We start from the raw sequence: 21,665 nt of genomic DNA, 5'->3' as shown, positions 1-21,665 counted from the left end.
GGCCAAAGGAGGTGTGAAAATGCCCCTCCTTCGCACCTCCGGCGGCCCCTACCCTCGGAAGCACTGAGGAGCCTCATGACCATCGACCTCTCCCCCGAACCGGCCGTCGCCGACCTCGCCGAGCGGACCGCGCGGTTCGTCCGCGAGGTGGTGCTCCCGGTCGAGGCGCGCCACCCGGCCGGCACGCCGTCGGAGGCGGTGCGCCGCGAGCTGCAGGACGCGGCCCGCGGCGCGGGCCTGTTCGCCCCGCACGTCGCCGCCGAGTACGGCGGTCACGGGCTCGACATGCGCGGCCGGGCCGCCGTGTTCGAGGAGGCCGGGTACGCCCTGCTCGGCCCGCTCGCCCTCAACATCGCCGCTCCCGACGAGGGCAACATGCACATGCTGGAGCTGATCGCGACGCCGGAGCAGAAGGAGCGCTACCTTCGCCCGCTGGCGACCGGCGAGATCAGGTCCTGCTTCGCGATGACCGAGCCCGCGCCGGGAGCCGGCTCGGACCCCCGCGCGCTGGCCACCCGTGCCGAGCGGATCAGCGGCGGGTGGCGCATCAACGGTCGCAAGTGGTTCATCACCGGTGCCGACGGCACGGGGTTCGCGATCTGCATGGCCCGCACGTCGGGCGAGCCTGGGGCCGAGGGCGGCGCGACGATGTTCCTGGTCGACGCGGACAACCCCGGCATGAAGATCGTGCGGCACATCGAGACCCTCGACCAGACCTTCTACGGCGGCCACGCCGAGGTGCTCTTCGACAACTGCGACGTGCCCGACGACGCCGTGCTCGGCGAGGTCGACGAGGGATTCCGCTACGCGCAGGTCCGCCTCGGCCCGGCCAGGATGACGCACTGCATGCGCTGGCTCGGCATCGCCAACCATGCCCGCGACATCGCGGTCCGCCGGGCCGGCGAGCGCGAGCTGTTCGGCTCCCGGCTGGGCGAGCTGGGCATGGTGCAGCAGATGATCGCCGACAGCGAGATCGACATCGCCGCCGCGCGGGGCCTCATCCTGCAGGCGAGCTGGGAGCTGGACCAGGGCCGCTCGGGCGCCCAGTCGACGGCGATAGCCAAGACGTTCTGCGCCGAGGCGATCTGGCGGGTGGTGGACCGCTCGCTGCAGATCTGCGGTTCGCTCGGGGTCTCGGGCGACATCCCGCTCGGCCGGTTCCTGCGTGAGGTTCGCCCGTTCCGGATCTACGACGGGCCGTCCGAGACGCACCGGTGGGCCATCGCCCGCCGGGTCCTGCGCCGGCACACCCCGGCGGCGGCCCGATGAGCCCCACCGCCGTCGAAGGGCTCGACCTTCCCGCGCTTGAGCGGTTCCTCGCCCTTCAGGTGCCTGAGTTCCAGGGCAACCTGGACGCCAGGCTCCTGGCCGGAGGCCGGTCGAACCTGACCTACCTGCTCACCGACGGGACGTCGCGCTGGGTGCTGCGCCGGCCGCCGCTGGGCGGGCTCACCCCGTCGGCGCACGACGTGCTGCGCGAGTACCGGGTGATGGCGGCGCTGTCCGGGACCGACGTCCCCGTGGCCAACGCCGTCGCCCATGACGAGGGCGAGACGCTGGGCGTGCCCTTCGCCCTCGTCGAGTACGTCACCGGACCGGTCATCCGCACCGAGGACGAGCTGCACGCCCTGCCCCAGGCGGACATCGACCGCTGCGCGTACGCGCTGATCGACGTGCTGGCCCGGCTGCACGCCCTCGACCCCGAGGCGATCGGCCTGGGGGCGTTCGGCCGCCCGCAGGGCTATCTGGGCCGCCAGATCCGGCGGTGGAACGACCAGTGGCGACGGGTCGGCACCCGGGAACTGCCCGACATCGACGCCCTGCACGCGGGGCTCGCCGCGACCCAGCCGGTGGAGTCCGGCGCGTCGGTCCTGCACGGCGACTTCCGCGTCGACAACGTGATCCTGTCCCCCGACGACCCGGCCGTCATCCGAGCGGTCGTCGACTGGGAGATGGCCGCGCTCGGCGACCCGCTCGCCGACCTGGGCGTGCACATCGCCTACTCGGACCCGGCGTTCGCCCCGGTGCTCGCCGGCTCCGCGGCGTCGACCAGCCCGCGGCTGCCCGGCGCGGACGCCCTGCTCGACCGCTACGCCACGCTCACCGGCCGGGACCTGAGCAACTTCGCGTTCTACCTCGCGCTGGGCTACTTCAAGGTGGCGGTCATCGCGGAGGGCATCTACGCCCGCTACCTGCAAGGTGTGACCCGCGGCGACGGGTTCGAGCTGGTCGGCGAGGCGACGGCGCCGCTGGCCGCGGCCGGCCTTCGCGCGCTCGGAAGGGAACCAGCCAAGTCATGATCAACGTTCTGGACCTGTTCCGGCTGGACGGCCGGGTCGCCGTCGTCACCGGCGCGAGCTCCGGTCTCGGCGCCGGTTTCGCCCGCGCGCTCGGCCAGGCCGGCGCCGACGTCGTCCTCGCGGCCCGCCGGGCCGACCGGCTCGACAAGATCGCCGAGGAGGTGCGGGCGACGGGGCGGCGAGCGCTCACGGTCGCCACCGACGTCAGCGACCCCGACCAGTGCACCGCCCTCGCCGAGGCGGCGGTCGCCGAGTTCGGCCGGGTCGACATCCTGGTCAACAACGCCGGCATCGGCACCGCGGTGCCCGCCCTGCGCGAAAAGCCCGACGAGTTCCGCCAGGTCATCGACGTGAACCTCAACGGCGCCTACTGGGCCGCGCAGGCGTGCGCCCGGGTGATGCGACCAGGCTCCAGCATCATCAACATCTCCAGCGTCCTCGGACTCGTCAAGTCCTACGCCCCGCAGGCCGCCTACGCCGCCAGCAAGGCCGGGCTGATCGGCCTGACCCGCGACCTGGCGCAGCAGTGGTCCGGCCGCAAGGGAATCCGGGTCAACGCCATCGCGCCTGGCTACTTCGCCAGCGAGATGACCGCGGACATCCCGCAGGACCAGCTGATGACGTTCATCACCAACACCAGCCCGCTGGGCCGGCTCGGCGAGCAGCACGAGCTCGACGCCGCCGTCGTGTTCCTCGCCGGCGACGGCGCCTCGTTCATCACCGGAACGACCCTGGCGGTAGACGGCGGCATGAGCGGCCACTGACCGAGCCCACGACCGCCGTGGCCCTGGTCAGCGCACGTCGGCCGGCTTGTTGACGAACCAGACGAGCTTCTCGGTGAGCTTCTCGCTCTTCCAGCCGTCCGGCGTGCGCACGAAGTCATGGAAGTAGTAGCCGCCGCAGAAGCTCGGCTCGGCCAGGCCKGGCAGCTGCATCGGGTTGTAGAACTGGGCGATCACCTTGGCGCGGTCGCCGTCGAGGTCGATCTCCACGTTGGTGACGTAGTGGATCTTCCAGGGTGTCTGGCCGAGGCCCCGCTCGAGCCAGGCCGCCATCTCGTCGCGCTTGCCGACGGGCAGCGTGCTCGACGTCGACGTGTAGTCGATGACCGCCTCGGGGGTGAACACCGACTTCCACAGGTCGAAGTCGTTCGTGTCCACGCCACGGGCATACCGCGCCAGCTGCTCCTGGATCTCGAGCTTGTCGGCGAGCGCCTGCAGGTCCATCGATGCTCCTCGTAATGTTCGCCAGAGGCGCGAGGAAGAGCGTTTTCGCMCCTCCTCCGCCCCTCCGGCCGACGGTCAGCTGACGGTCAGKCCGTTGTCGACGGCGTAGACGGCGCCGGTGATCGACTTCGCCTCGCCCGACGCGAGGAAGGCGAACAGCGCCGCGATCTCCTCGGGCATGGCGACGCCGCGGTAGCCGGCCATCCGGCGGGCGAGGTCCGGGTCCCGGTCCTCGGGGAACGTCACGGTTCTGGCGATGTTGGTCAGGGTGCCGGCCGGCGCGATCGCGTTCACCCGCAGCGGCGTCTTGATGAACTCGACCGCGAGCGACTTCGTCAGCTGGATGAGGCCGCCCTTGCTCGCGGCGTAGGCCGCCGAGTAGGGAACGCCCTGGACCCCGGCGTTGGACGCGATGTTGATGATCGTGCCGCCGGCCGCCAGCAGGTGCGGGATCGCGGCCTGCGACAGGAAGAACGGGCCGTCGAGGTTCACCGCCAGCGTCCGCCGGTACAGCTCGACCGACGTCTCGGTGGTGTGCGCCGGGCGGTAGATCCCGGCGACGTTGCCCAGTACGTCGAGGCGCCCGAACTCCGACACCGCCGCCGCCACCGCCTCGGCGCACGCGGCCGGGTCCGCGACGTCGACGACCCGGACCGACACCGTCCCGCTCGCCAACCCCTTGGTCTCGGCCAGTGAGCCCTCGTCGATGTCGACCGCGAGCACCGACGCGCCCTCGCTCGCCAGCCGGATGGTGATGGCGCGGCCCATGCCGGACCCAGCGCCGGTGATGAGCGTCACCTTGCCGTCGAACCGTCCCGTCATGGCCGTGTTCTACCTCACGAAGTCCGACGGGCGCACCCGTTGGCGAAGTTTGACGTCGAAGTCGACACTTTGCGAACCTGTCGCTGGCGCCACGCAACGATGCTGCTCAGGACCGTCGTGGCCCGACGAGCGGATCGAGGTACTGGACCATGCTGCTGGAGCTGACCCCTGACCAGGAGGTCTTCCGGGAGGCGACCGCGCGCTTCCTGACCGACCGGGTGCCCCCGGACGTGATCCGCCGGCTGCGTGACGATCCGGCCGGCTTCTCGGCGGACTACTGGAGCGCCGGGGCGGAGCTCGGCTGGACCTCCCTGCTCGTCAGCGAGGAGCAGGGCGGCGGCTCGATCAGCGGCGGACCGCTCGTCGACCTGTCCATCCTCGCCCACGAGTTCGGCGCCCGTGCCGCCCCCGGGCCGCTCGCCGCGGCCAACGTCGTCGCGCTCGCGCTGTCGACCTGGGGCGGCGACGCGCACGCGGAGACGCTGGACGCTGTCCTGTCCGGCGCGTCGCTGGCCACCTGCGCGCTCGGCGAGCCCGGGGTGCCCGGCGAGCCGGCTGGCGTGACGGTCCAGGTCCGCGCCGACGGCGGCGACGTCGTCCTCGACGGCACCGCCCGCCCGGTCGAGTCGGCCGCGCGGGCCGCCCACATCCTCGTCACCGCGCGGGTCGCCGGCACCGCCGGCTTCGCCCAGGTGCTGGTACCGGCCGACGCCACCGGGATGACCGTCACCCCGATGCGCTCCGCCGATCTCACCCGCCGGTTCGGGGTCGTCCAGTTCGAGGGGGTCCGGCTGCCCGCCGCGGCTGTCGTCGGTGAGTTCGGCGAGGTCGGCGAGCAGGTCGAGCGCCAGTTCCAGGCCGTCCTGGCGCTGAGCTGCGCGGAGAGCGTCGGCGCGATGCAGACCGCGTTCGACCTGGCCGTGCGGTGGGCGTTCGAGCGGTACTCGTTCGGCCGGCCGCTCGCGTCCTACCAGGAACTCAAGCACCGGTTCGCCGACATGAAGACGTGGCTGGAGGCGTCGCACGCGATCACCGACCGGGCGACGGCCGCGATCGACGCCGGCGCGCCCGAGGCGGCCGAGCTGGTCAGCGCCGCGAAGGCCTACATCGGCGACTACGGCGCCGAGCTGGTCCAGGACTGCGTCCAGATCCATGGCGGTATCGGCCTGACCTTCGAGCACGACCTGCACTTCTATCTGCGCCGGGTCACGCTGAACCGCGCGCTGCACGGCAACCCGGCGAGCCACCGGGCCCGCGTCACCGGCATCTTCGAGAACCTCAAGGAGCTCGCGTGAGCACGTCCGCCGCCGCAGGCGCGGCCAAAGGCACAGCCGCAGCCGCAGGCGAGAGCGTCGAAGACTTCCGGGCCAGGGCGCGCGTCTGGATCCGTGCCAACCTGCGGCCGCTGGAGGTGCACGAGGAGGTCGGCATTCTGCGGGTGACGCGGACCGACGAGGAGGAGCTGGCCGCCGCCGCCCGGGAGCGGGAGGTGCAGCGGATGCTCTTCGACAACGGCCTCGCTGGCATCTGCTTCCCGGCCGAGTACGGCGGGCTGGGCCTCACCGTCGCCCATCAGCGGGCGTTCGACGAGGAGATCGACGGCTATGAGTACCCGCAGCGCATCCAGGTGCCGACGCTGACGCCGTGCGCGGCGGTGCTGCTGGAGTTCGGCACCGAGGAGCAGAAGCTCGCCCACATCCCCGCCATGCTGAAGGGCGAGGAGATCTGGATGCAGTTCCTGTCCGAGCCGTCCAGCGGCTCGGACGTGGCGGCGGCGCTCACCTCCGCGGTCCGCGACGGCGACGACTGGCTGCTCAACGGCTCGAAGATCTGGACGACCGGCGCCTGGTGGTCCGACTGGGCCCTGTGCCTGGCCCGGACGAACTGGGACGTCCCCAAGCACCGCGGCCTCACGGTCTTCATCCTGCCGCTCACCGCCCAGGGCGTCGACGTGCAGCGGATCGAGATGCTCAACGGGCTGAAGGAGTTCTGCCAGGAGTTCATGACCGACGTCCGGGTGCCCGACTCCGACCGCATCGGAGCCGTCGACGACGGCTGGACGATCGGCACCCGCTGGATGTTCCACGAGCGGATGGCCAGCAACTCGCCGTACGTCACCAGCCCCGGCACGAGCGCGCACCACCGGATCGGGCCCGACTGGCTGCTCGACATCGCCCGCGACGCCGGCCGGCTCGAGGACCCGGTGGTGCGGGACCTGATCGGCGAGAGCCGGGTGCTGGACCTGGTCGGGAGCGCGCTGCAGCCGCGGCTCGCCGTCGGCATGACGACCGGCAAGCTGTCGGACCAGTCGGCGGCGATCGCGCGGCTGTTCGCCGGCGTCACCGCGACCCAGCACATGACCAACGCGTTCGACATCGTCGGCGACCGGGGCGCGGCCTGGGTGGAGAGTGACGGCGCCGTGTTCGACGTTGGCCAGGACTTCCTGATGCGCCAGACCGCGACGATCGGCGGCGGCACCACCGAGATGGCCCGCAACGTCATCAGCGAGCGGGTTCTCGGCATGCCCCGCGAGGCCGCGCTCGACCGGGGCCTGGCGTTCCGCGACGTCCCCCGCGGCGCCCGCAACAGCTGAGGCGGGGAAAGGCGAGGCGGGGGCGCGAAACACGCCCCCGCCCGTCAGCGGATCCTGGCCATCTCCCAGCCGGTCGGCTGCTTCCCGGTTAGTCGATCGCGGTGACCGCCGCGACCTGCTCCGCGGCCGTCCGCTCGGACGCGACCCGCGGCGCGGGCATGGCCGAGACGCCCGGGGCCGGGACAACCTGAGCCGGGACAGCCGGGACAGCCGGGGCCGGGGCGTCCGCGATCCTGCGCGGGAGGGCGAGGGCGATGACGCAGCTCGCCAGCGCCGCCCCGCCACCGATCAGCAGGCCGACCCGCAGGCCGCTCTCCGACGGGAGAACCGCCGAGCCGACCGTGGTCGTCATGCTCGACATCACCGTGCCAAGCACCGCGCTCGCGCCGGAGGTGCCGATCGAGCGCATCAGCGTGTTCAGGCCGTTCGCGGCCGCGCCCTCCTCGGCCGGCACCGACCGCATGATCAGGGTGGGCATCGCCGCGTACGAGAGGCCGACGCCGGCGCTGATCACGGCGCAGAACGCGAGCACCCCGGCGGGGCTGCCCATCAGCGGGAGCGCGAGCACGTAGCCGGCGGCCACGACGACGGCGCCGGCGGCCAGGGCGACCCGCGGGCCGCGCCCGGAGATCAGCCGACCGGCGAACGGCGAGACGACCATCATCGCGAGGCCCGCCGGCGCCATCCACAGTCCGGTGGCGAGCAGCGACTGGCCGAGGCCGTAGCCCGTGGCCTTCGGCAGCTGCATCAGCTGCGGAGCGATCAGCGACTGCGCGTACATCCCGAAGCCCAGCGCCACGGAAGCGATGTTGGTGAGCAGCACGGGGCGCCGGCTCATGGTGCGCAGGTCGATCAGCGGGCTGTCGACGCGCAGCTCGAACGCGCCCCAGGCGAGCAGGACGACGACGCCACCGGCGAGCAGGCCCAGCGTGGTGAGGCTCGCCCAGCCCCAGTCGCCGCCCTTCGACACGGCGAGCAGCACGCCGACCAGACCGACCGACAGCAGGACCGTGCCCGGCACGTCGAAGCCACCGACGCCGCGCACCGGCGACTCGGGGACCAGGACGGCGACGAGGGCGCCCAGCAGCAGGCCGATCACGGCGGAGCCCCAGAACAGCACGTGCCAGTCGGCGTTCTGGGCGACCACCGCGCCGATCGGCAGGCCGAGCGCGCCGCCGACGCCGAGCGAGGAGCTCATGATCGCCATCGCGGAGACCATCCGCTTGGGCGGCAGCAGGTCGCGCAGGATGCTCACGCCGAGCGGGATGGTGGCGAAGCCGATGCCCTGCAGCCCGCGGCCCACGACCATCGGCACGATCGACGAGCTCAGCGCGCAGATCAGCGCGCCCACGGTCTGGGTGCCCAGGGCGATCAGCAACAGCCGCCGCTTGCCGAACAGGTCGCCGAGGCGGCCGAACAGCGGGTTGGCGATCGCCCCGACGAGCAGGGTGGCGGTGATCGCCCAGAAGGCGTTGGAGGACGAGGTGTGCAGCAGCGTCGGCAGCTTCGGGATCAGCGGCACCATCAGCGTCTGCATCAGCGACATCGCGGTGCCCGCGGCCGCGAGGACCGCGACGAGGGTGTTCGCCCGCGCCGTGCGACCCGCCACGCTGGCCGGGGCGGTGCCGGTGGTCTTGCTGGCGCTCATGGGCCCTCCCGTTGGTGCGGCACCATAGATATGCACGATGCACATAATATGTATCACGCACATTCGAGAAGCGAAAGCGCCACCGGCCGCGACATGGGGTGACTTCGCCCACCCGACATGCCAGAATCCTGTTCTGATGACGCAGAACGCAGATCGGCTCCTGGCGGTGACGCCGGGTTCCCCGCCTTCCGAGGCGCCGGGCGGCACGCCCGCGGCGACACCGGGCGACCCGTCCGTGGCGGCACCGGGTATCCAGTCCCAGCCGGCCGGCGACGTCGCCGCCCGCACGGCGGCGCGCACGCTCGCCGCGCGCACCGCCGGCTACACGAACGAGGTGCGCCGGCTGCTCGACGCCGGTTTAGAGGTGATCCGGCGCAACGGCATCTCATCACGCCCCCGGGTCGCCGACATCGTCGCCGAGGCGGGACTGTCCAACGACGCGTTCTACCGCCACTTCCCGTCCAAGGACGCGCTGGTCACCGCGCTGATCGAGGACGGGAGCGAGCGGCTGGCCAGCTACACCGCCCACCAGATGAGCAAGGAGCCGACGCCCGCGGGCCAGGTGCGCCGCTGGGTGGAGGCCGTGCTCGGGCAGGCCAGGGGCGAGGTGGCCGCGTCGACGCTGGCCGTGATGTGGAACGGGAGCAGCACCAGGAACGCCACTCCCGGCCTCCACCCGGCCGCCGGGTCGATGTCGGTGCTGCTGCGCGCGCCGTTCGCCGCGCTGGGCAGCGGGCACCCCGAGCCGGACGCGACGCTGGCCGCGTTCGCCGTCTTCGGCGCGTTGTCGGACTTCCTGTGGCGACGGAACGAACCCACCGACGCCGAGATCGACCAGGTCACCGCCTTCTGCCTGCGGGCGGCCCAACCACCGATTCCCCAGCCCAGTCAGGGAGCGCACTCATGAAGGCTGTCCGTTCGGCGGGCGGCGCCGTGTCGGTCATCGACGTCGACCTACCGCCAGGCGAGGGCGACGAGCTGTTGACGATGAAGTCCGCGAGCATCTGCAGCTCGGACCTCATGTACCTCAGATACGGCCTGAGCCAGGTCGTCGGCCACGAGCTCGCCGGAGTCCGCGCCGACGGCACGCCGGTCATCGTCGAGGCGGTGTTCGGCTGCGGCACGTGCGACCAGTGCCAGATCGGCCGGTACAACCTCTGCCCAGTCCATTTCACCCGAGCGCTGGGCGCCAACGCCGACGGCGGCATGGCCGAGCAGTTCCGCGCCCCGAGCCCCCGGCTCGTGCCGGTCCCCGACGGGCTCGCCGTCACGGACGCCTCCCTCGCCGAGCCGGCCGCCGTCTCCTGGCACGCGCTGCGCCTCGCCGGCACCGGCAAGGACACCAGCGTGGCGGTCGTCGGCGCGGGCGCTCTCGGCCTGCTGGCCGTCGCCGGTGCCCGCAGGCTCGGCGCCCCCGAGGTCACGCTCGACGCGCGCCACCGCCACCAGGCCGAGGCGGGTGAGCGCCTGGGTGCGCGGATCGGCGCGGACGGCCGCTACGACGTCGTCCTCGACGCCGCCGGCACCACGGAGAGCCTCGCCCGCGCGATCGAGCTCGTCGGCCCGCGCGGAACCGTGGTCTCGGTCGCCGTCCACATGGGCCCGGTCGAGATCGCCTGGAGCACCCTGTTCCACCTGGAGGCCCGCGTCATCCCGTCCGTGGGCTACTGCACGCACGACGACGGCGCTGGCGGTAGCGTGACCGAGCTGGCGGAGGTCGCGGCAATGCTGGCGGAGAATCCCGAAATCCCCAAGACGCTGATCACGCACCGGTTTCCGCTCGAGGACGCCGCCGAGGCGTTCCGGGTGGCGGGCGACAAGACGACAGGCGCTATCCGAGTGGTGGTGGAGCTGTGACGACGCTACGGCCAGAGGACCAGTTCCACGCCGGGGTCATCGTCGAGGACTTCGAGGGCACCCTCGACCGGCTGACGAAGCTGTTCGGCTTCGAGTGGTGCGACGAGCTGGTGAGCGACGTGGCGGTACGGATCATCACCCCGGACGGCCCCGTGGACACCACCGTCACGACGCGTTTCTCCTACTCGGTGAACGAGCCCCGCCTCGAGGTCATCCGGCCCATTCCCGGGACCGTCTGGGTGCCCGCCGACTCGGGCGTGCACCACCTCGGCTACTGGTCGGACGACGTGCCGGGCGACTCCGCGGCGCTCGCCGCGCTGGGAATGCCGCTGGAGGTCGCCGGCATCGGCCCGGACGGGCAGCCCTACTGGGCTTACCACCGGGGCACCGACGGTCCGCGGATCGAGCTGGTGAGCCGGAGCATCAAGCCGGGGCTGGAGCAGTACTGGGCGCACAGCCGGCGCCCGGCGTGAGCCTGGCGGCGCCGACCGAGCTGGTCGGGCTGACCGGCGGCAAGGGGGTCATGCTCGCCTCGCCGGTACCGGCCGACGTCGCGGCCGTCGGCTACGTCGAGCACGAGCTCGCCGCGGCAGGGACGGCGACCGCCTACCGGGCCGTCGGCGAACTCTCGGCGGACGGCCGCTGGACGTTCGGGCCCGCCGGCTCGGCGCCCTACCGCACCCGGGTCGTCGTGCGCCGCCCGGTCGCGGCCGAGCGCTTCAGCGGCACCGCGGTCGTCGAGTGGCTCAACGTCAGCTCCGGCCACGACGCCGACGTCATCTGGGCGACCAACCACGAGGAGATCACCCGCCGCGGCCACGCCTGGGTCGGCGTGTCGGCCCAGCTCATCGGAGTCGCGGGCGGCCCCGTGCTCGCCTCGCCCGTCGAGGGCGCCGACGCGCCCGGACTCGTGGGCACCGACCCGGAGCGCTACGGCTCGCTCGTCCACCCCGGCGACGGGTTCGCGTTCGACCTGTTCACCCAGACGGCCCGCTCGGTCCGCGACGGGACGCTGCTGGGGGGTCTCACCCCGCGGCTCGTGCTCGCCGCCGGCCAGTCCCAGTCCGCCTACGCGATGGTCACCTACGTCAACGGGGTCGAGCCGCTCGTCCGCGGGCTGTTCGACGGCTACCTGCTGCACAGCCGCGGGCTGGGCGCGCTGAACCTCGCCGCTCCTGGTCAGCCGGCGGGCCTGCACGCGCTGACCGCGACCAGCCCGGTGCTCGTCCGGGAGGACACCACCACCCCGGTACTCATCGTCCAGGCCGAGGGCGACCTGAACCAGGTGCTGCACTCGCTCGGCTCCCGCCAGGACGACCTCGAGCACGTCCGCACGTGGGAGGTCGCCGGCGCCGCCCACGCCGACCAGCACACCGTCGGCCCGTTCGCCGACCTGCTCGGCTGCGGCGTCGACGTCAACGACGCCCCGATGCACGTCGTCGTCAAGGCCGCGCTGCGCGCGCTGGAGACCTGGGCGCGCGGCGGCACTCCGCCGCCCGCCTCGCCGCGGATAACGACCGCGGGCGGCGAGATCGTCCGCGACGGCGACGGCATCGCGCTCGGCGGGATCCGCACGCCACCGGTCGACGTGCCGGTCGACGTGCTGTCCGGCATCCCCGGCCCGAACCCGTCGGTGATCTGCCAGCTGTTCGGCTCGACGATCGCGCTGCCGGCCGCGCGGGTCGCCGAGCTCTACCCGTCGCGCGCGCACTACCTGGCGCGTTACACCGCCGCCGTCGACCGGCTCGTCGCCGACGGCTTCGCCCTCGCCGAGGACCGCGAGGCCCTCCTCGCCTACGCCCAGCCCGACCGGATCTCGTAGCCGCGGGCTTTCCGGGGCCCCGTCGAGCGAGGAGTGATCCGCGCATGAGCACGTCAGCCCAGCCGAACGGCCGCGCGATGACCGGCCCGGCGTCGCCCACCGGCCCGGCGCTCTCGACGCCGCCGCCACGGCCAGGGCTCGTGCGCCGGACGACGACGCACGACTCGCTGCGGCCCGCCGGCCTGTCCGGTCCCGTGATGCTGGACGCGCGTGGCCGGGACGTGCGTGTCGAGGCCGACGGCGCCCTGACCGTCCTGGACGCGGCGCGCCTCGACGCCGAGATCGCCTTCCCCCGCCGGGAGGTCACCCGGATCGGCTTCGACCCGGACGAGCCACGGCTCGCGGCGCTCGTCGGCGTCCGGGCGGCTTCGGGCTTCCGGCAGGCGGTCTACGCCGCCCTGCCCGACGAGCGCGCCAGCCACTCGGTCCGCTTCCAGCTGCTCGACGACCTGCCTACGGCGGTGCTGGTCAGCGGCTACGCCACCCAGTGGGTGGCGCCTGGGCCCTTCCCGCAGTGGCGGCAGGGAATGGCCTCGCAGTACCCGGACCTGTGCGCCGGCTGGGTCACCGACGGCACGATCATCCGCGGGATCGAGGCCACCGGGCGGGTGCCGGCCCCGTTCGGGCCGCCGGTGCCGCCGATCGAGGGCGACGACCCGGACGGCTGGCACGAGGTGGCGCCGCTGCCGGCGCACGGGATGCGCCGGCGCCGTCGGCTCGACGTCTGGCGGGCGGGCGCCGAGGCGCGGGCCGAGTGCTTCTTCCGCGACAGCCACGTCGATCCGGACGGCGTCGAGACCGCGGTGCACGAGTACACCGTGCACGCCACGCTCGACCCGGCGACGACGACGTTCACGGCGTGCACGGCGGAGTTCGGCGCGCTGCCGTGGCCGGAGTGCCCGCTCGCGCTGGCCAGCGCTGGCCGCCTGGTGGGACAGCGCCCGGACGGGTTGCGCCGCGAGGTGCGGGACACCTTCACCGGGGTCACGACGTGCACGCACCTCAACGACACTCTGCGCTCGCTCGAGGACGTCGGCGCGCTGCTCGCCCGCCTACCGGTCTGAGGCGGCCCGCCTCGGCCATGGCCGAGGATCTTCGTTCCGGCAGGCGTTCCGAAGATCCAAACTTGTGTTCGGCATTGTCAGAATCGTATTCTGGCGAAGACGACCAGGAAGGACACACCGTGGCGTGGGACTTCGAGACCGATCCCGAGTACCAGAAGAAGCTGGACTGGGCGAACGAGTTCGTCCGCAGCGAGGTCGAGCCGCTTGACCTCGCGTTCCCGGACCTGCAGTTCGTACCGCTCACCGACAAGCGCCGGGAGCTCATCGACCCGCTCAAGCAGCAGGTCCGCGACCAGGGCCTGTGGGCGACCCACCTGAGCCCCGAGCTCGGCGGCCAGGGCTTCGGCCAGCAGAAGCTGGGGCTGCTCAACGAGATCCTCGGCCGCTCCTCCTGGGCGCCGATCGTCTTCGGCTGCCAGGCGCCGGACACCGGCAACGCCGAGATCATCGCCCACTACGGCACGCCGGAGCAGAAGGAGAAGTACCTCCGGCCGCTGCTCGACGGCGAGATGTTCTCCAGCTACTCGATGACCGAGCCGCAGGCCGGCGCGGACCCGACGCAGTTCACCTGCCGCGCCCACAAGGAGGGCGGCGAGTGGATCATCAACGGGTGGAAGTACTTCTCGTCGAACGCCAAGACCGCGAGCTTCTTCATCGTCATGGTGGTCACGAACCCCGACGTGAGCGCGTACCGAGGCATGTCGATGTTCCTGGTGCCGGCCGACACGCCGGGCATCAACATCGTCCGTAACGTCGGCCTTTTCGGCGAGCCACTGGGCGAGGGCTTCCACGCGCTCATCCACTACGAGGACGTGCGGGTGCCCGAGTCCGCGCTGCTCGGCGGCGAGGGCCAGGCGTTCGCCATCGCCCAGACCCGGCTCGGCGGCGGGCGCATCCACCACGCGATGCGCACCATCGGCCAGGCGCAGCGGCTGCTGGACATGACCTGCGAGCGCGCGCTGTCGCGCACCACCGCGGGCAGCAAGCTCGCGGAGAAGCAGTTCGTCCAGGGCTTCATCGCCGACTCGTACGCGCAGCTGCTGCAGTTCCGGCTGCTCGTCATGTACGTCGCCTGGGAGATCGACAAGTACCAGGACTACAAGCGCGTCCGCAAGGACATCGCCACGGCGAAGATCGTCATGCCGACCATCCTGCACGACATCGCCTGGCGGGCGATGCAGATCCACGGCGCGCTCGGCACCACGAACGAGATGCCGTTCTTCCGGTACATCCACGGCGCCGCCGTGATGGGCCTGGCCGACGGGCCGACCGAGGTCCACAAGATGACCGTCGCCAAGCAGGTCCTGCGCGACTACAAGCCGGCCGAGGGCATGTGGCCGACCGAGTGGATCCCGGGCAAGCTCGACGCCTCCCGGGCCAAGTACGCCAAGTTCCTTGAGCACGAGGTGGGAAACCTGTGAGCGCCGAGACCGAGACCGAAACCACGCTCGACTTCGAGCGGCTCGCCGCCTGGATGGACGCCCAGGGGCTGCCCGGCGCGGGCGCCCCGCTGGAGCACAAGTTCCTCTCCGGCGGCACGCAGAACGAGATCTACCTGCTGACCCGCGGCGACTTCCAGTGCGTCATCCGGATCCCACCGGCCACGGCGCCGGCCGACCGGGACAACGGCATCGTGCGGGAATGGCGGATCATCGAGGCGCTCGACGGCACCGACGTCCCGCACACCGCCGCCGTGGCGGTCTGCACCGACTCGTCGGTGCTCGGCCGGACCTTCTACCTCATGGGCTTCGTCGACGGCTGGTCGCCGATGAGCATGAAGGACCGCAAGTGGCCCGAGCCGTTCAACAGCGACCTGGAGCTGCGCAAGGGCCTGGGCTATCAGCTGGCCGAGGGCATCGCGCTGCTGTCGAAGGTCGACTGGCAGGCCAAGGGGCTGCAGACCCTGGGCCGTCCGGACGGCTTCCACGAGCGCCAGGTCGACCGCTGGCTGCGTTTCTTCAACAGGATCAAGGCCCGTGAGCTCGACGGCATGGACACGGTCACCGAGTGGCTGCGGGGCCACCGGCCGCTCGACTACATCCCCGGCCTGATGCACGGCGACTACCAGTTCGCCAACGTCATGTTCAAGAACGAGGTCCCGGCGAAGCTGGCCGCGCTGGTCGACTGGGAGATGGGTACCGTCGGTGACCCGAAGCTGGACCTGGCCTGGATGATCATGAGTTGGCCGGACGACACGTCTGAACCCACGTCGGGTTACGTCGACCTGCAGGGCATGCCCACCCGCGACCAGATCGTCGAGCACTACGCCAAGGTCTCCGGTCGCCAGGTCGACGACCTTGACTACTACCTCGTCCTGGCCCGGTGGAAGATGGCGATCGTCCTGGAGCAGGGCTTCCAGCGCGCGGGCAGCGACCCGAAGCTGCTCGCGTTCGGGCCGGTCATCGAGAAGTCCATGACGGAGGCGGCCGAGTTCGCCTCGACCACCGACTACAGCTACACGGGGCGCTGACATGCTGGCGGCGGTGTGTGCGGAGAACGGCGCGCCGGAGGTCATCCAGGTCAAGGAGATCGACACGCCGCCGGTAGGCCCGGGCCAGGTCCGGGTCGGCGTCCGGGCGGCGGCGGTCAACTTCCCCGACGTGCTCGTCATCGCGGGCACCTACCAGGTGAAGGCGCCCGTGCCCTTCGTGCCGGGAAGCGAGTTCGCCGGCATCGTCGAGGAGGTCGGCGACGGTGTCACCGGCCTCGCCCCCGGCGACCGGGTGGCGGGGACGGTGTTCGTCGGCGCCTTCGCGCAGCAGGTCGTGTGCGCCGCCGACTCGGTGCGGCCCGTCCCGGACGGGGTGGACGACCGGTCGGCCGCGGCCTTCTCCGTCGGGCACCGCACGTCGTATCACGTGCTGCGCTCGATGGCCCGGGTGCAGCCGGGTGACCGGGTCGTGGTGCTCGGCGCGGGTGGCGGCGTCGGTCTCGCCGCCGTCCAGCTCGCCGTCGCCCTCGGGGCCGAGGTGACCGCGGTGGCGAACTCGTCGGACAAGCTGCAGGCGGCCGCGGCGAACGGCGCGACGACGCTGATCGACAACGAGGCCGAGGACCTGCGGAAGGCGTTGAAGGTCGCGCACCCGGCGGGCGTCGACGTCGTCGTCGACATGGTCGGCGGAGATCTCTCGGAGGCGGCGCTGCGGGCGCTGCGCTTCGACGGCCGCTTCGTGACCATCGGCTACGCCTCGGGGACCATCCCGCGGATCCCGCTCAACCTGGTGCTGCTCAAGGGCGCGCACATCATGGGCTTCCAGATGCGCGACTTCGCCACCCACCGGCCGGACGAGCTGGCCCGTGACGAGCGGGAGCTCATGGAGCTGCTCTCCTCGGGGAAGGTGCGTCCGCACATCGGCGCGGTGTTCGCACTCGCCGACACGGCCGACGCGCTGCGGTTCGTCACCGACGGCAAGGCGATCGGCAAGGTCGTCCTCGACGTCGCGCCCTGAGCGGGACCGGTAGCCCTGTGTCCCCGGTGCGTCCGGCGTGGTGACACCCGGAACCGAGCTTGTCGCCGGGCAACCGGCGCGGCCTTTCTCGGTGTCGCGGTCTGAACCGTTTCCGTGGCATCGGGTTCGGTGGCATCGTGCGCCGCGACATTAAGCACATATCATTTGCGCGCGACTACCCGTGACGGGATGAGGGCGCCCGGCATTCGCCGGGCGCCCCTTTCCGTTGCCTGACAGCGCGGTCGATAGCATCGACTCCGATATCGACGTCAATAGGAGATCCGGGGCCGCGTCATTCCGTGCCGCGCGCTCCGCCGTGACGCGGGGAACACCGCTCTCGGCGCCGGGCCTCCAGGGTGACGGGCGCGAGGCTCACAAGGCCGAGCGGCCGCCATATCTCCAGAGGAGTTTCCCCGCAATGTCGCTACCTCTTCGTCGACGAGCGTTGAGGGCCGCAGCGCTTGCGGCCAGCGCCAGCAGCCTGGCGGCCGGCCTGGTGGCCTGCGGCGGCTCGAGCGACAACGCAGCCGCCGGCACCTGCACCACCACGGCGCCGGGTATCACGCCCACCGAGGTCAAGGCCGGCATGATCTGGAGCGACACCGGCCCGTCCGCCAGCAGCATGCGGGCCTTCCGGGCCGGCGTGGACGCCCGGTTGGAAAGCGCCAACGACGAGGAGGGCGGCGTCTTCGGCCGCAAGCTCAAATACGCTTGGCGGGACGACCGGGCGGACCAGGCGCTCAACCTGAGCGGCACCCAGGATCTCATCAACAATGAGCATGTCTTCGGGCTCATCGCGATGCCCAGCGCGAGCGGCTCCGCCTCGGTGGACTGGCTCAGCCGGCAGAAGATCCCGGTCATGGGCCTGGCCAGCGACCCGAGCTGGCTGGGCAAGACCAACATGTTCTCCTGGTTCTACCTGGGCACCGGCTCCGCCACCACCTGGGGCAAGTACATCCATGACCAGGGCGGGACCCGCGCGGCCGTGTTCGCCGTCGCCTCGAGCGCGTCCAACAACGACTTCAACCAGCAGTACATCGCAAGCCTGAAGGCCAGCGGCGTCCAGGTCGTCAGGACGTTCCAGACCGCCAGCGCGGTCATCAGCTACCCGAACGTCGCGCAGCAGATCAAGGCGGAGGACATCGACGCCATCGGCGGCGTCCTGCTCCCGGAGATGGCGGCGAACCTGCTGCCGGAGCTCCGCAAGGTCGGCCTGGCCCTCGGCGGGAATCTCAAGGTCGCGCTGATGCCGCTCGGCTACGACGGCAGCAGCCTGGCGACGTATGGCACGTCGCTCGCCGGCGCGTCGATCTTCACAGCCGTCAAACCCTTCGAGGTCAACACTCCCGGGCAGCAGAAGTTCAGGCAGGCGATGAACACCTACTCTCCGGAGATCCAGCCGTCGACGCAGGACAGCGCGGTCGACGGCTGGCTCTCGGCCGACCTGTTTATCCGCGGCCTCAAGGAGGCCGGGCAGTGCCCGACCAGGGAGTCGTTCATCACCGGACTGCGCGCCGTGAAGGACTACGACGGCGCCGGAATGACACCACAGGACGCCAACGACCTGTCAACGAACTACCGGGATATCTCGGTCTGCTACTACGCCATCAAGGTCAGCCAGGACGGAAGCCGGTTCGAGGCCGACAGCCAGCCCGAATGCGGCGCCCCGATCAGCCAGGAGCAGATGAACGCCCTGAACCAGCAGCCCTGACGGAGTTACCAGACCGGTGCCGATCGGTCACTCCGCGCGCCGCCCACGGGCGGATCCAGGGAAATTCCGCGTAACGAATCCGAAACGCAGGCATTTGTTTGCACTTCGGCCTCATGTGGATTAAGAGTTCACTACTATCAGCCTCGCCGGGAAGGGCCAGTCACGCCCGAACCGTCGCGCCGGATCCCCCTCCACTGGCGCAAGACAGCGGCTGCTATGGCGCGCGACCCTACCCACGCGGCAGATGCCCRCCCACCCAGACCAGTATCGCCACGACACGTCAAAGGAGACGCGACATGAGGTCGCCAGTCAGATATCGATTAGTGAGAGCGACGGCGCTCGCGATGAGCGCCGGCGGTCTGGCCGCATCCCTGGTCGCCTGCGGCGACCAGTCGGCCGCGGAGGGGGCGGGTGGGGCGTGCTCGACCACGACGCCCGGCATAACCCCCACCGAGATCAAGGCCGGGATGGTCTGGAGCGACACTGGGCCGGCGGCGGGGACCATGCGTTCCTTCCGCGCCGGCGTGGACGCCCGCCTCCACGTCGCCAACGAGGAGGACGGCGGCGTCTTCGGCCGCAAGATCACGTACGCCTGGCGTGACGACCAGGCGGACCAGCAGCTCAACCTCAGCATGGTTCAGGAGCTCCTCGACCAGGAGAAGATCTTCGGGCTCATCTACTCCCCCGGCGCCGGCACCCAGTCGGCAAAGCTCCTGCAGGAACGCAACATCCCCGTCACGGGCCTGGGCAGCGACCCAGTCTGGCTGGGGATGAACAACATGTTCTCGTGGGTGTATCTCGGAGACGGCTCCAGCACGACCTGGGGCAAGTACGTCCACGACCAGGGCGGCACCCGCGCGGGCGTCTTCGCGATCGACACGAACGCCACGAACGGGGACTTCACCCAACAGATCGTGGCGAGCCTGAAGGCGAGCGACGTCAAGGTCGTCAAGATGTTCTACACCGGCGAGATCACCAGCTGGCAGACCGTCGCCCAGCAGATCAAGGCGAACAACATCGACGCCCTCGCCGGCGTCCTGCTGCCGGACGCGGCCTCGAAGCTGCTGCCCGAGCTCGCCAAGATCGGCGTCGCCTTCGGCGGCAGCCTCAAGGTCGCTCAGATGCCCCTGGGCTATGACAACAGCAACCTCGACCAGTTCGGCCGGTCGCTCGCCGGCGCTTCCATCTTCACCGCCATCCAGCCCTTCGAGCTGAACACCCCCGGCCAGCAGAAGTTCGAGCAGGCGATGAGCGACTACGCCCCCGAGATCCAGCCACCGACCCAGGACATGGCCGTCGACGGCTGGATCTCCGCCGATCTTTTCATCCGCGGCCTCGAAGTGGCCGGAAAATGYCCCACCCGGGAGTCCTTCATCGCCGGCCTGCGCGCCGTCAAGGACTACGACGGCGCCGGCATGACCCCCAACGCTCACAACGACCTCTCCACCAACTTCCGGCAGACCTCGACCTGCTACTACGCCATCAAGATCAGCAAGGACGGCTCGAAGTTCGAGCCGACCAGCGACGCGGCGATGTGCGGAAACGTCATCAGCCCGGAGCAGATGGCCGCCCTGAACCAGCAGCCCTGACGACCGCGAAGGCGAGCCGGCCAGCCCCTTGGTGGGGGCTGGCCGGAAAAATTCCGTGTACATCTTTTGAGGGCCGGCACCTTCCGGCATCCCGACGGCCCAGTGAGTACCCGTTCACCGGTACTGGCGTATACAAGAGGAGTAAGCCGCCTCGGAACTGACGTAACGTCGCGCCTGGATCATCGCTCTAGGCGCAAAACGAAGATTACGTCAGCGCGCGGCTCTCCCTGTACGGCGGACACCCGCCCGTCCGAGCGGGTACCGCCGCGATACGCCGAAGGAGCCGCGGCATGTTATCGCCGGCGAATAGCCGATTAATAAGAGCAGCCACCCTCGCCGTCAGCGCCGGTGGCCTGGCCGCGTCGCTGGTGGCCTGCGGCCGCGGGGACGCGAGCGCGGCGGGCGGGGCGTGCTCGACCGCGGTGCCCGGCATAACCCCCACCGGGGTCAAGGCGGGAATGGTGTTCAGCGACACCGGGCCGGGAGCCGCGACCCTGCACGCGTTCAGGGCCGGGGTGGACGCCCGTTTCCACTTCGCCAACGAGGAGGACGGCGGCGTCTACGGCCGCAAGATCACCTATGCCTGGCGTGACGACGGAGCAGACCCGGCACTCAACGTGCCCAGGGTGCAGGAGCTCCTCGACCAGGAGAAGATCTTCGGGCTCATCTACGCCCCCGGCGGGGGCAGGGACTCCGCCAAGCTCCTGCAGCAGCGCAACGTGCCGGTCACGGGCCTCGCCAGCGACCCGGTCTGGCTTGGGTTGAACAACATGTTCTCGTGGTTCTACCTCGGGGACGGCTCCAGCACGACGATGGGCAAGTACATCCACGACCAGGGCGGCTCCCGCGCGGCCGTCTTCGCCATCGGCAGCACCTCCTCCAGCGGGGACTACACCCAGCAGGTCGTGGCAAGCCTGAAGGCGAACAACGTCCAGGTCGTCAAGACCTTCGCCACCAGCCAGATCACCAGCTTTCAGACCGTCGCCGCGCAGATCAAGGCCGCCGGCATCGACACCCTCGCCGGCGTCCTGCTACCGGACGCGGCCGCCAAGCTGCTCCCCGAGCTCGCCAAGATCGGCGTCACCATCGGCGGCAGTCTCAAGGTCGCCGTGATGCCCCTCGGGTACGACAACAACGTCCTCACCCAGTACGGCCCCGCGCTCGCCGGCGCCTCCATCATCACCTCCGTCCAGCCCTTCGAGCTGAACACCCCCGGCCAGCAGAAGTTCGAGCAGGCGATGAGCAACTACGCCCCCGAGATCCAGCCACCGACCCAGGACCAGGCGGTGAACGGCTGGATCTCCGCCGACCTGTTCATCCGTGGCCTGCAGGCGGCGGGACAATGCCCGAGCAGGGAGTCGTTCATCGCGGGCCTGCGCGCCGTCAAGGACTACGACGGCGCGGGCATGACCCCCGACGCCAGCAACGACCTGTCCACCAACTTCCGCCAGACCTCCACCTGCTACTACGCAATCAAGATCAGTAAGGACGGCTCGAAGTTCGAGCCCGTCAGCTCTGCCGCCCTGTGCGGCGACGTCATCAGCCCGGAGCAGCTGGCTGCCCTGAACCAGCAATCCTGACGGC

The 21,665-nt window shown here is 71.0% G+C and carries 19 protein-coding genes; 16 read left to right on the top strand and 3 right to left on the bottom strand.

What is annotated here, in order from left to right:
- Nucleotides 1–75 precede the first annotated feature (75 nt).
- Genes BCD49_RS09830 through BCD49_RS09820 form a run of 3 tightly spaced genes read left to right on the top strand, consistent with a single transcriptional unit; the run spans nt 76 to nt 3,064 of the window.
- A complete protein-coding gene (locus BCD49_RS09830; protein ID WP_007509984.1) occupies nt 76–1,269 on the top strand; it encodes an acyl-CoA dehydrogenase family protein in 1,194 nt (397 codons plus the stop codon).
- A complete protein-coding gene (locus tag BCD49_RS09825; protein WP_007509985.1) occupies nt 1,266–2,300 on the top strand; it encodes a phosphotransferase family protein in 1,035 nt (344 codons plus the stop codon). Before BCD49_RS09830 ends, BCD49_RS09825 begins: the two co-directional genes overlap by 4 nt.
- Entirely contained in the window at nt 2,297–3,064 is a 768-nt protein-coding gene (locus BCD49_RS09820) for an SDR family NAD(P)-dependent oxidoreductase (RefSeq protein ID WP_007509987.1), read from the top strand. The genes BCD49_RS09825 and BCD49_RS09820 overlap by 4 nt, the downstream gene beginning before the upstream one ends.
- Nucleotides 3,065–3,091: 27 nt before the next feature.
- Here the strand turns inward: BCD49_RS09820 and BCD49_RS09815 are convergent, their stop codons facing one another.
- A complete protein-coding gene (locus BCD49_RS09815) occupies nt 3,092–3,526 on the bottom strand; it encodes a nuclear transport factor 2 family protein (RefSeq protein WP_007509989.1) in 435 nt (144 codons plus the stop codon).
- Nucleotides 3,527–3,601: 75 nt separating this feature from the next.
- Complete coding sequence (locus BCD49_RS09810) at nt 3,602–4,348, bottom strand: SDR family NAD(P)-dependent oxidoreductase (RefSeq protein WP_007509991.1); 747 nt, start codon at nt 4,346–4,348, stop codon at nt 3,602–3,604.
- 149 nt (nt 4,349–4,497) lie between these two features.
- Here BCD49_RS09810 and BCD49_RS09805 point away from each other — a divergent pair, with 149 nt between their 5' ends.
- Complete coding sequence (locus tag BCD49_RS09805) at nt 4,498–5,643, top strand: acyl-CoA dehydrogenase family protein (RefSeq protein WP_007509993.1); 1,146 nt, start codon at nt 4,498–4,500, stop codon at nt 5,641–5,643.
- Nucleotides 5,640–6,941, top strand: a complete 1,302-nt coding sequence (locus BCD49_RS09800; protein ID WP_007509994.1) for an acyl-CoA dehydrogenase family protein — start codon at nt 5,640–5,642, stop codon at nt 6,939–6,941. Before BCD49_RS09805 ends, BCD49_RS09800 begins: the two co-directional genes overlap by 4 nt.
- Nucleotides 6,942–7,029: 88 nt before the next feature.
- Here the strand turns inward: BCD49_RS09800 and BCD49_RS09795 are convergent, their stop codons facing one another.
- Nucleotides 7,030–8,589, bottom strand: coding sequence for an MFS transporter (locus BCD49_RS09795; protein ID WP_007509995.1), 1,560 nt, complete (start codon nt 8,587–8,589; stop codon nt 7,030–7,032).
- A 136-nt stretch (nt 8,590–8,725) separates the two neighbouring features.
- Here BCD49_RS09795 and BCD49_RS09790 point away from each other — a divergent pair, with 136 nt between their 5' ends.
- The 11 genes from BCD49_RS09790 to BCD49_RS09740 all read left to right on the top strand — a co-directional run bounded on the left by BCD49_RS09790 (nt 8,726) and on the right by BCD49_RS09740 (nt 21,661).
- Complete coding sequence (locus BCD49_RS09790; protein ID WP_007509996.1) at nt 8,726–9,496, top strand: TetR/AcrR family transcriptional regulator; 771 nt, start codon at nt 8,726–8,728, stop codon at nt 9,494–9,496.
- Nucleotides 9,493–10,446 carry a zinc-dependent alcohol dehydrogenase gene (locus BCD49_RS09785; RefSeq protein WP_007509997.1) on the top strand — a complete coding sequence of 318 codons (954 nt, stop codon included), beginning with the start codon at nt 9,493–9,495 and terminating at the stop codon, nt 10,444–10,446. The genes BCD49_RS09790 and BCD49_RS09785 overlap by 4 nt, the downstream gene beginning before the upstream one ends.
- Entirely contained in the window at nt 10,443–10,919 is a 477-nt protein-coding gene (locus BCD49_RS09780) for a VOC family protein (protein WP_007509999.1), read from the top strand. Before BCD49_RS09785 ends, BCD49_RS09780 begins: the two co-directional genes overlap by 4 nt.
- Entirely contained in the window at nt 10,916–12,268 is a 1,353-nt protein-coding gene (locus BCD49_RS09775; RefSeq protein WP_007510001.1) for an alpha/beta hydrolase domain-containing protein, read from the top strand. Before BCD49_RS09780 ends, BCD49_RS09775 begins: the two co-directional genes overlap by 4 nt.
- A 44-nt stretch (nt 12,269–12,312) precedes the next feature.
- Nucleotides 12,313–13,332 (top strand): DUF2889 domain-containing protein, encoded by a 1,020-nt coding sequence (locus BCD49_RS09770; protein WP_007510002.1) that lies wholly within the window; start codon nt 12,313–12,315, stop codon nt 13,330–13,332.
- Between the two features lie 119 nt (nt 13,333–13,451).
- A complete protein-coding gene (locus BCD49_RS09765; protein ID WP_007510004.1) occupies nt 13,452–14,753 on the top strand; it encodes an acyl-CoA dehydrogenase family protein in 1,302 nt (433 codons plus the stop codon).
- A gap of 53 nt (nt 14,754–14,806) precedes the next feature.
- Nucleotides 14,807–15,802, top strand: coding sequence for a phosphotransferase family protein (locus tag BCD49_RS09760; protein WP_051467297.1), 996 nt, complete (start codon nt 14,807–14,809; stop codon nt 15,800–15,802).
- A 1-nt stretch (nt 15,803) separates the two neighbouring features.
- Nucleotides 15,804–16,781, top strand: a complete 978-nt coding sequence (locus BCD49_RS09755) for an NADPH:quinone oxidoreductase family protein (RefSeq protein ID WP_007510008.1) — start codon at nt 15,804–15,806, stop codon at nt 16,779–16,781.
- 418 nt (nt 16,782–17,199) lie between these two features.
- Nucleotides 17,200–18,492: an ABC transporter substrate-binding protein gene (locus tag BCD49_RS09750; RefSeq protein WP_007510011.1), complete on the top strand. Its 1,293-nt coding sequence runs from the start codon at nt 17,200–17,202 to the stop codon at nt 18,490–18,492.
- 296 nt (nt 18,493–18,788) lie between these two features.
- Entirely contained in the window at nt 18,789–20,081 is a 1,293-nt protein-coding gene (locus BCD49_RS09745) for an ABC transporter substrate-binding protein (protein ID WP_007510013.1), read from the top strand.
- 290 nt (nt 20,082–20,371) lie between these two features.
- Nucleotides 20,372–21,661 carry an ABC transporter substrate-binding protein gene (locus BCD49_RS09740; protein ID WP_007510015.1) on the top strand — a complete coding sequence of 430 codons (1,290 nt, stop codon included), beginning with the start codon at nt 20,372–20,374 and terminating at the stop codon, nt 21,659–21,661.
- Nucleotides 21,662–21,665: the final 4 nt, after the last annotated feature.

Origin of the sequence: Pseudofrankia sp. EUN1h, assembly GCF_001854645.1 — a bacterium.
GTDB classification, from domain to species: Bacteria; Actinomycetota; Actinomycetes; order Frankiales; family Frankiaceae; genus Pseudofrankia; species Pseudofrankia saprophytica.
This window is presented reverse-complemented; position numbering and strand designations above follow the sequence as displayed.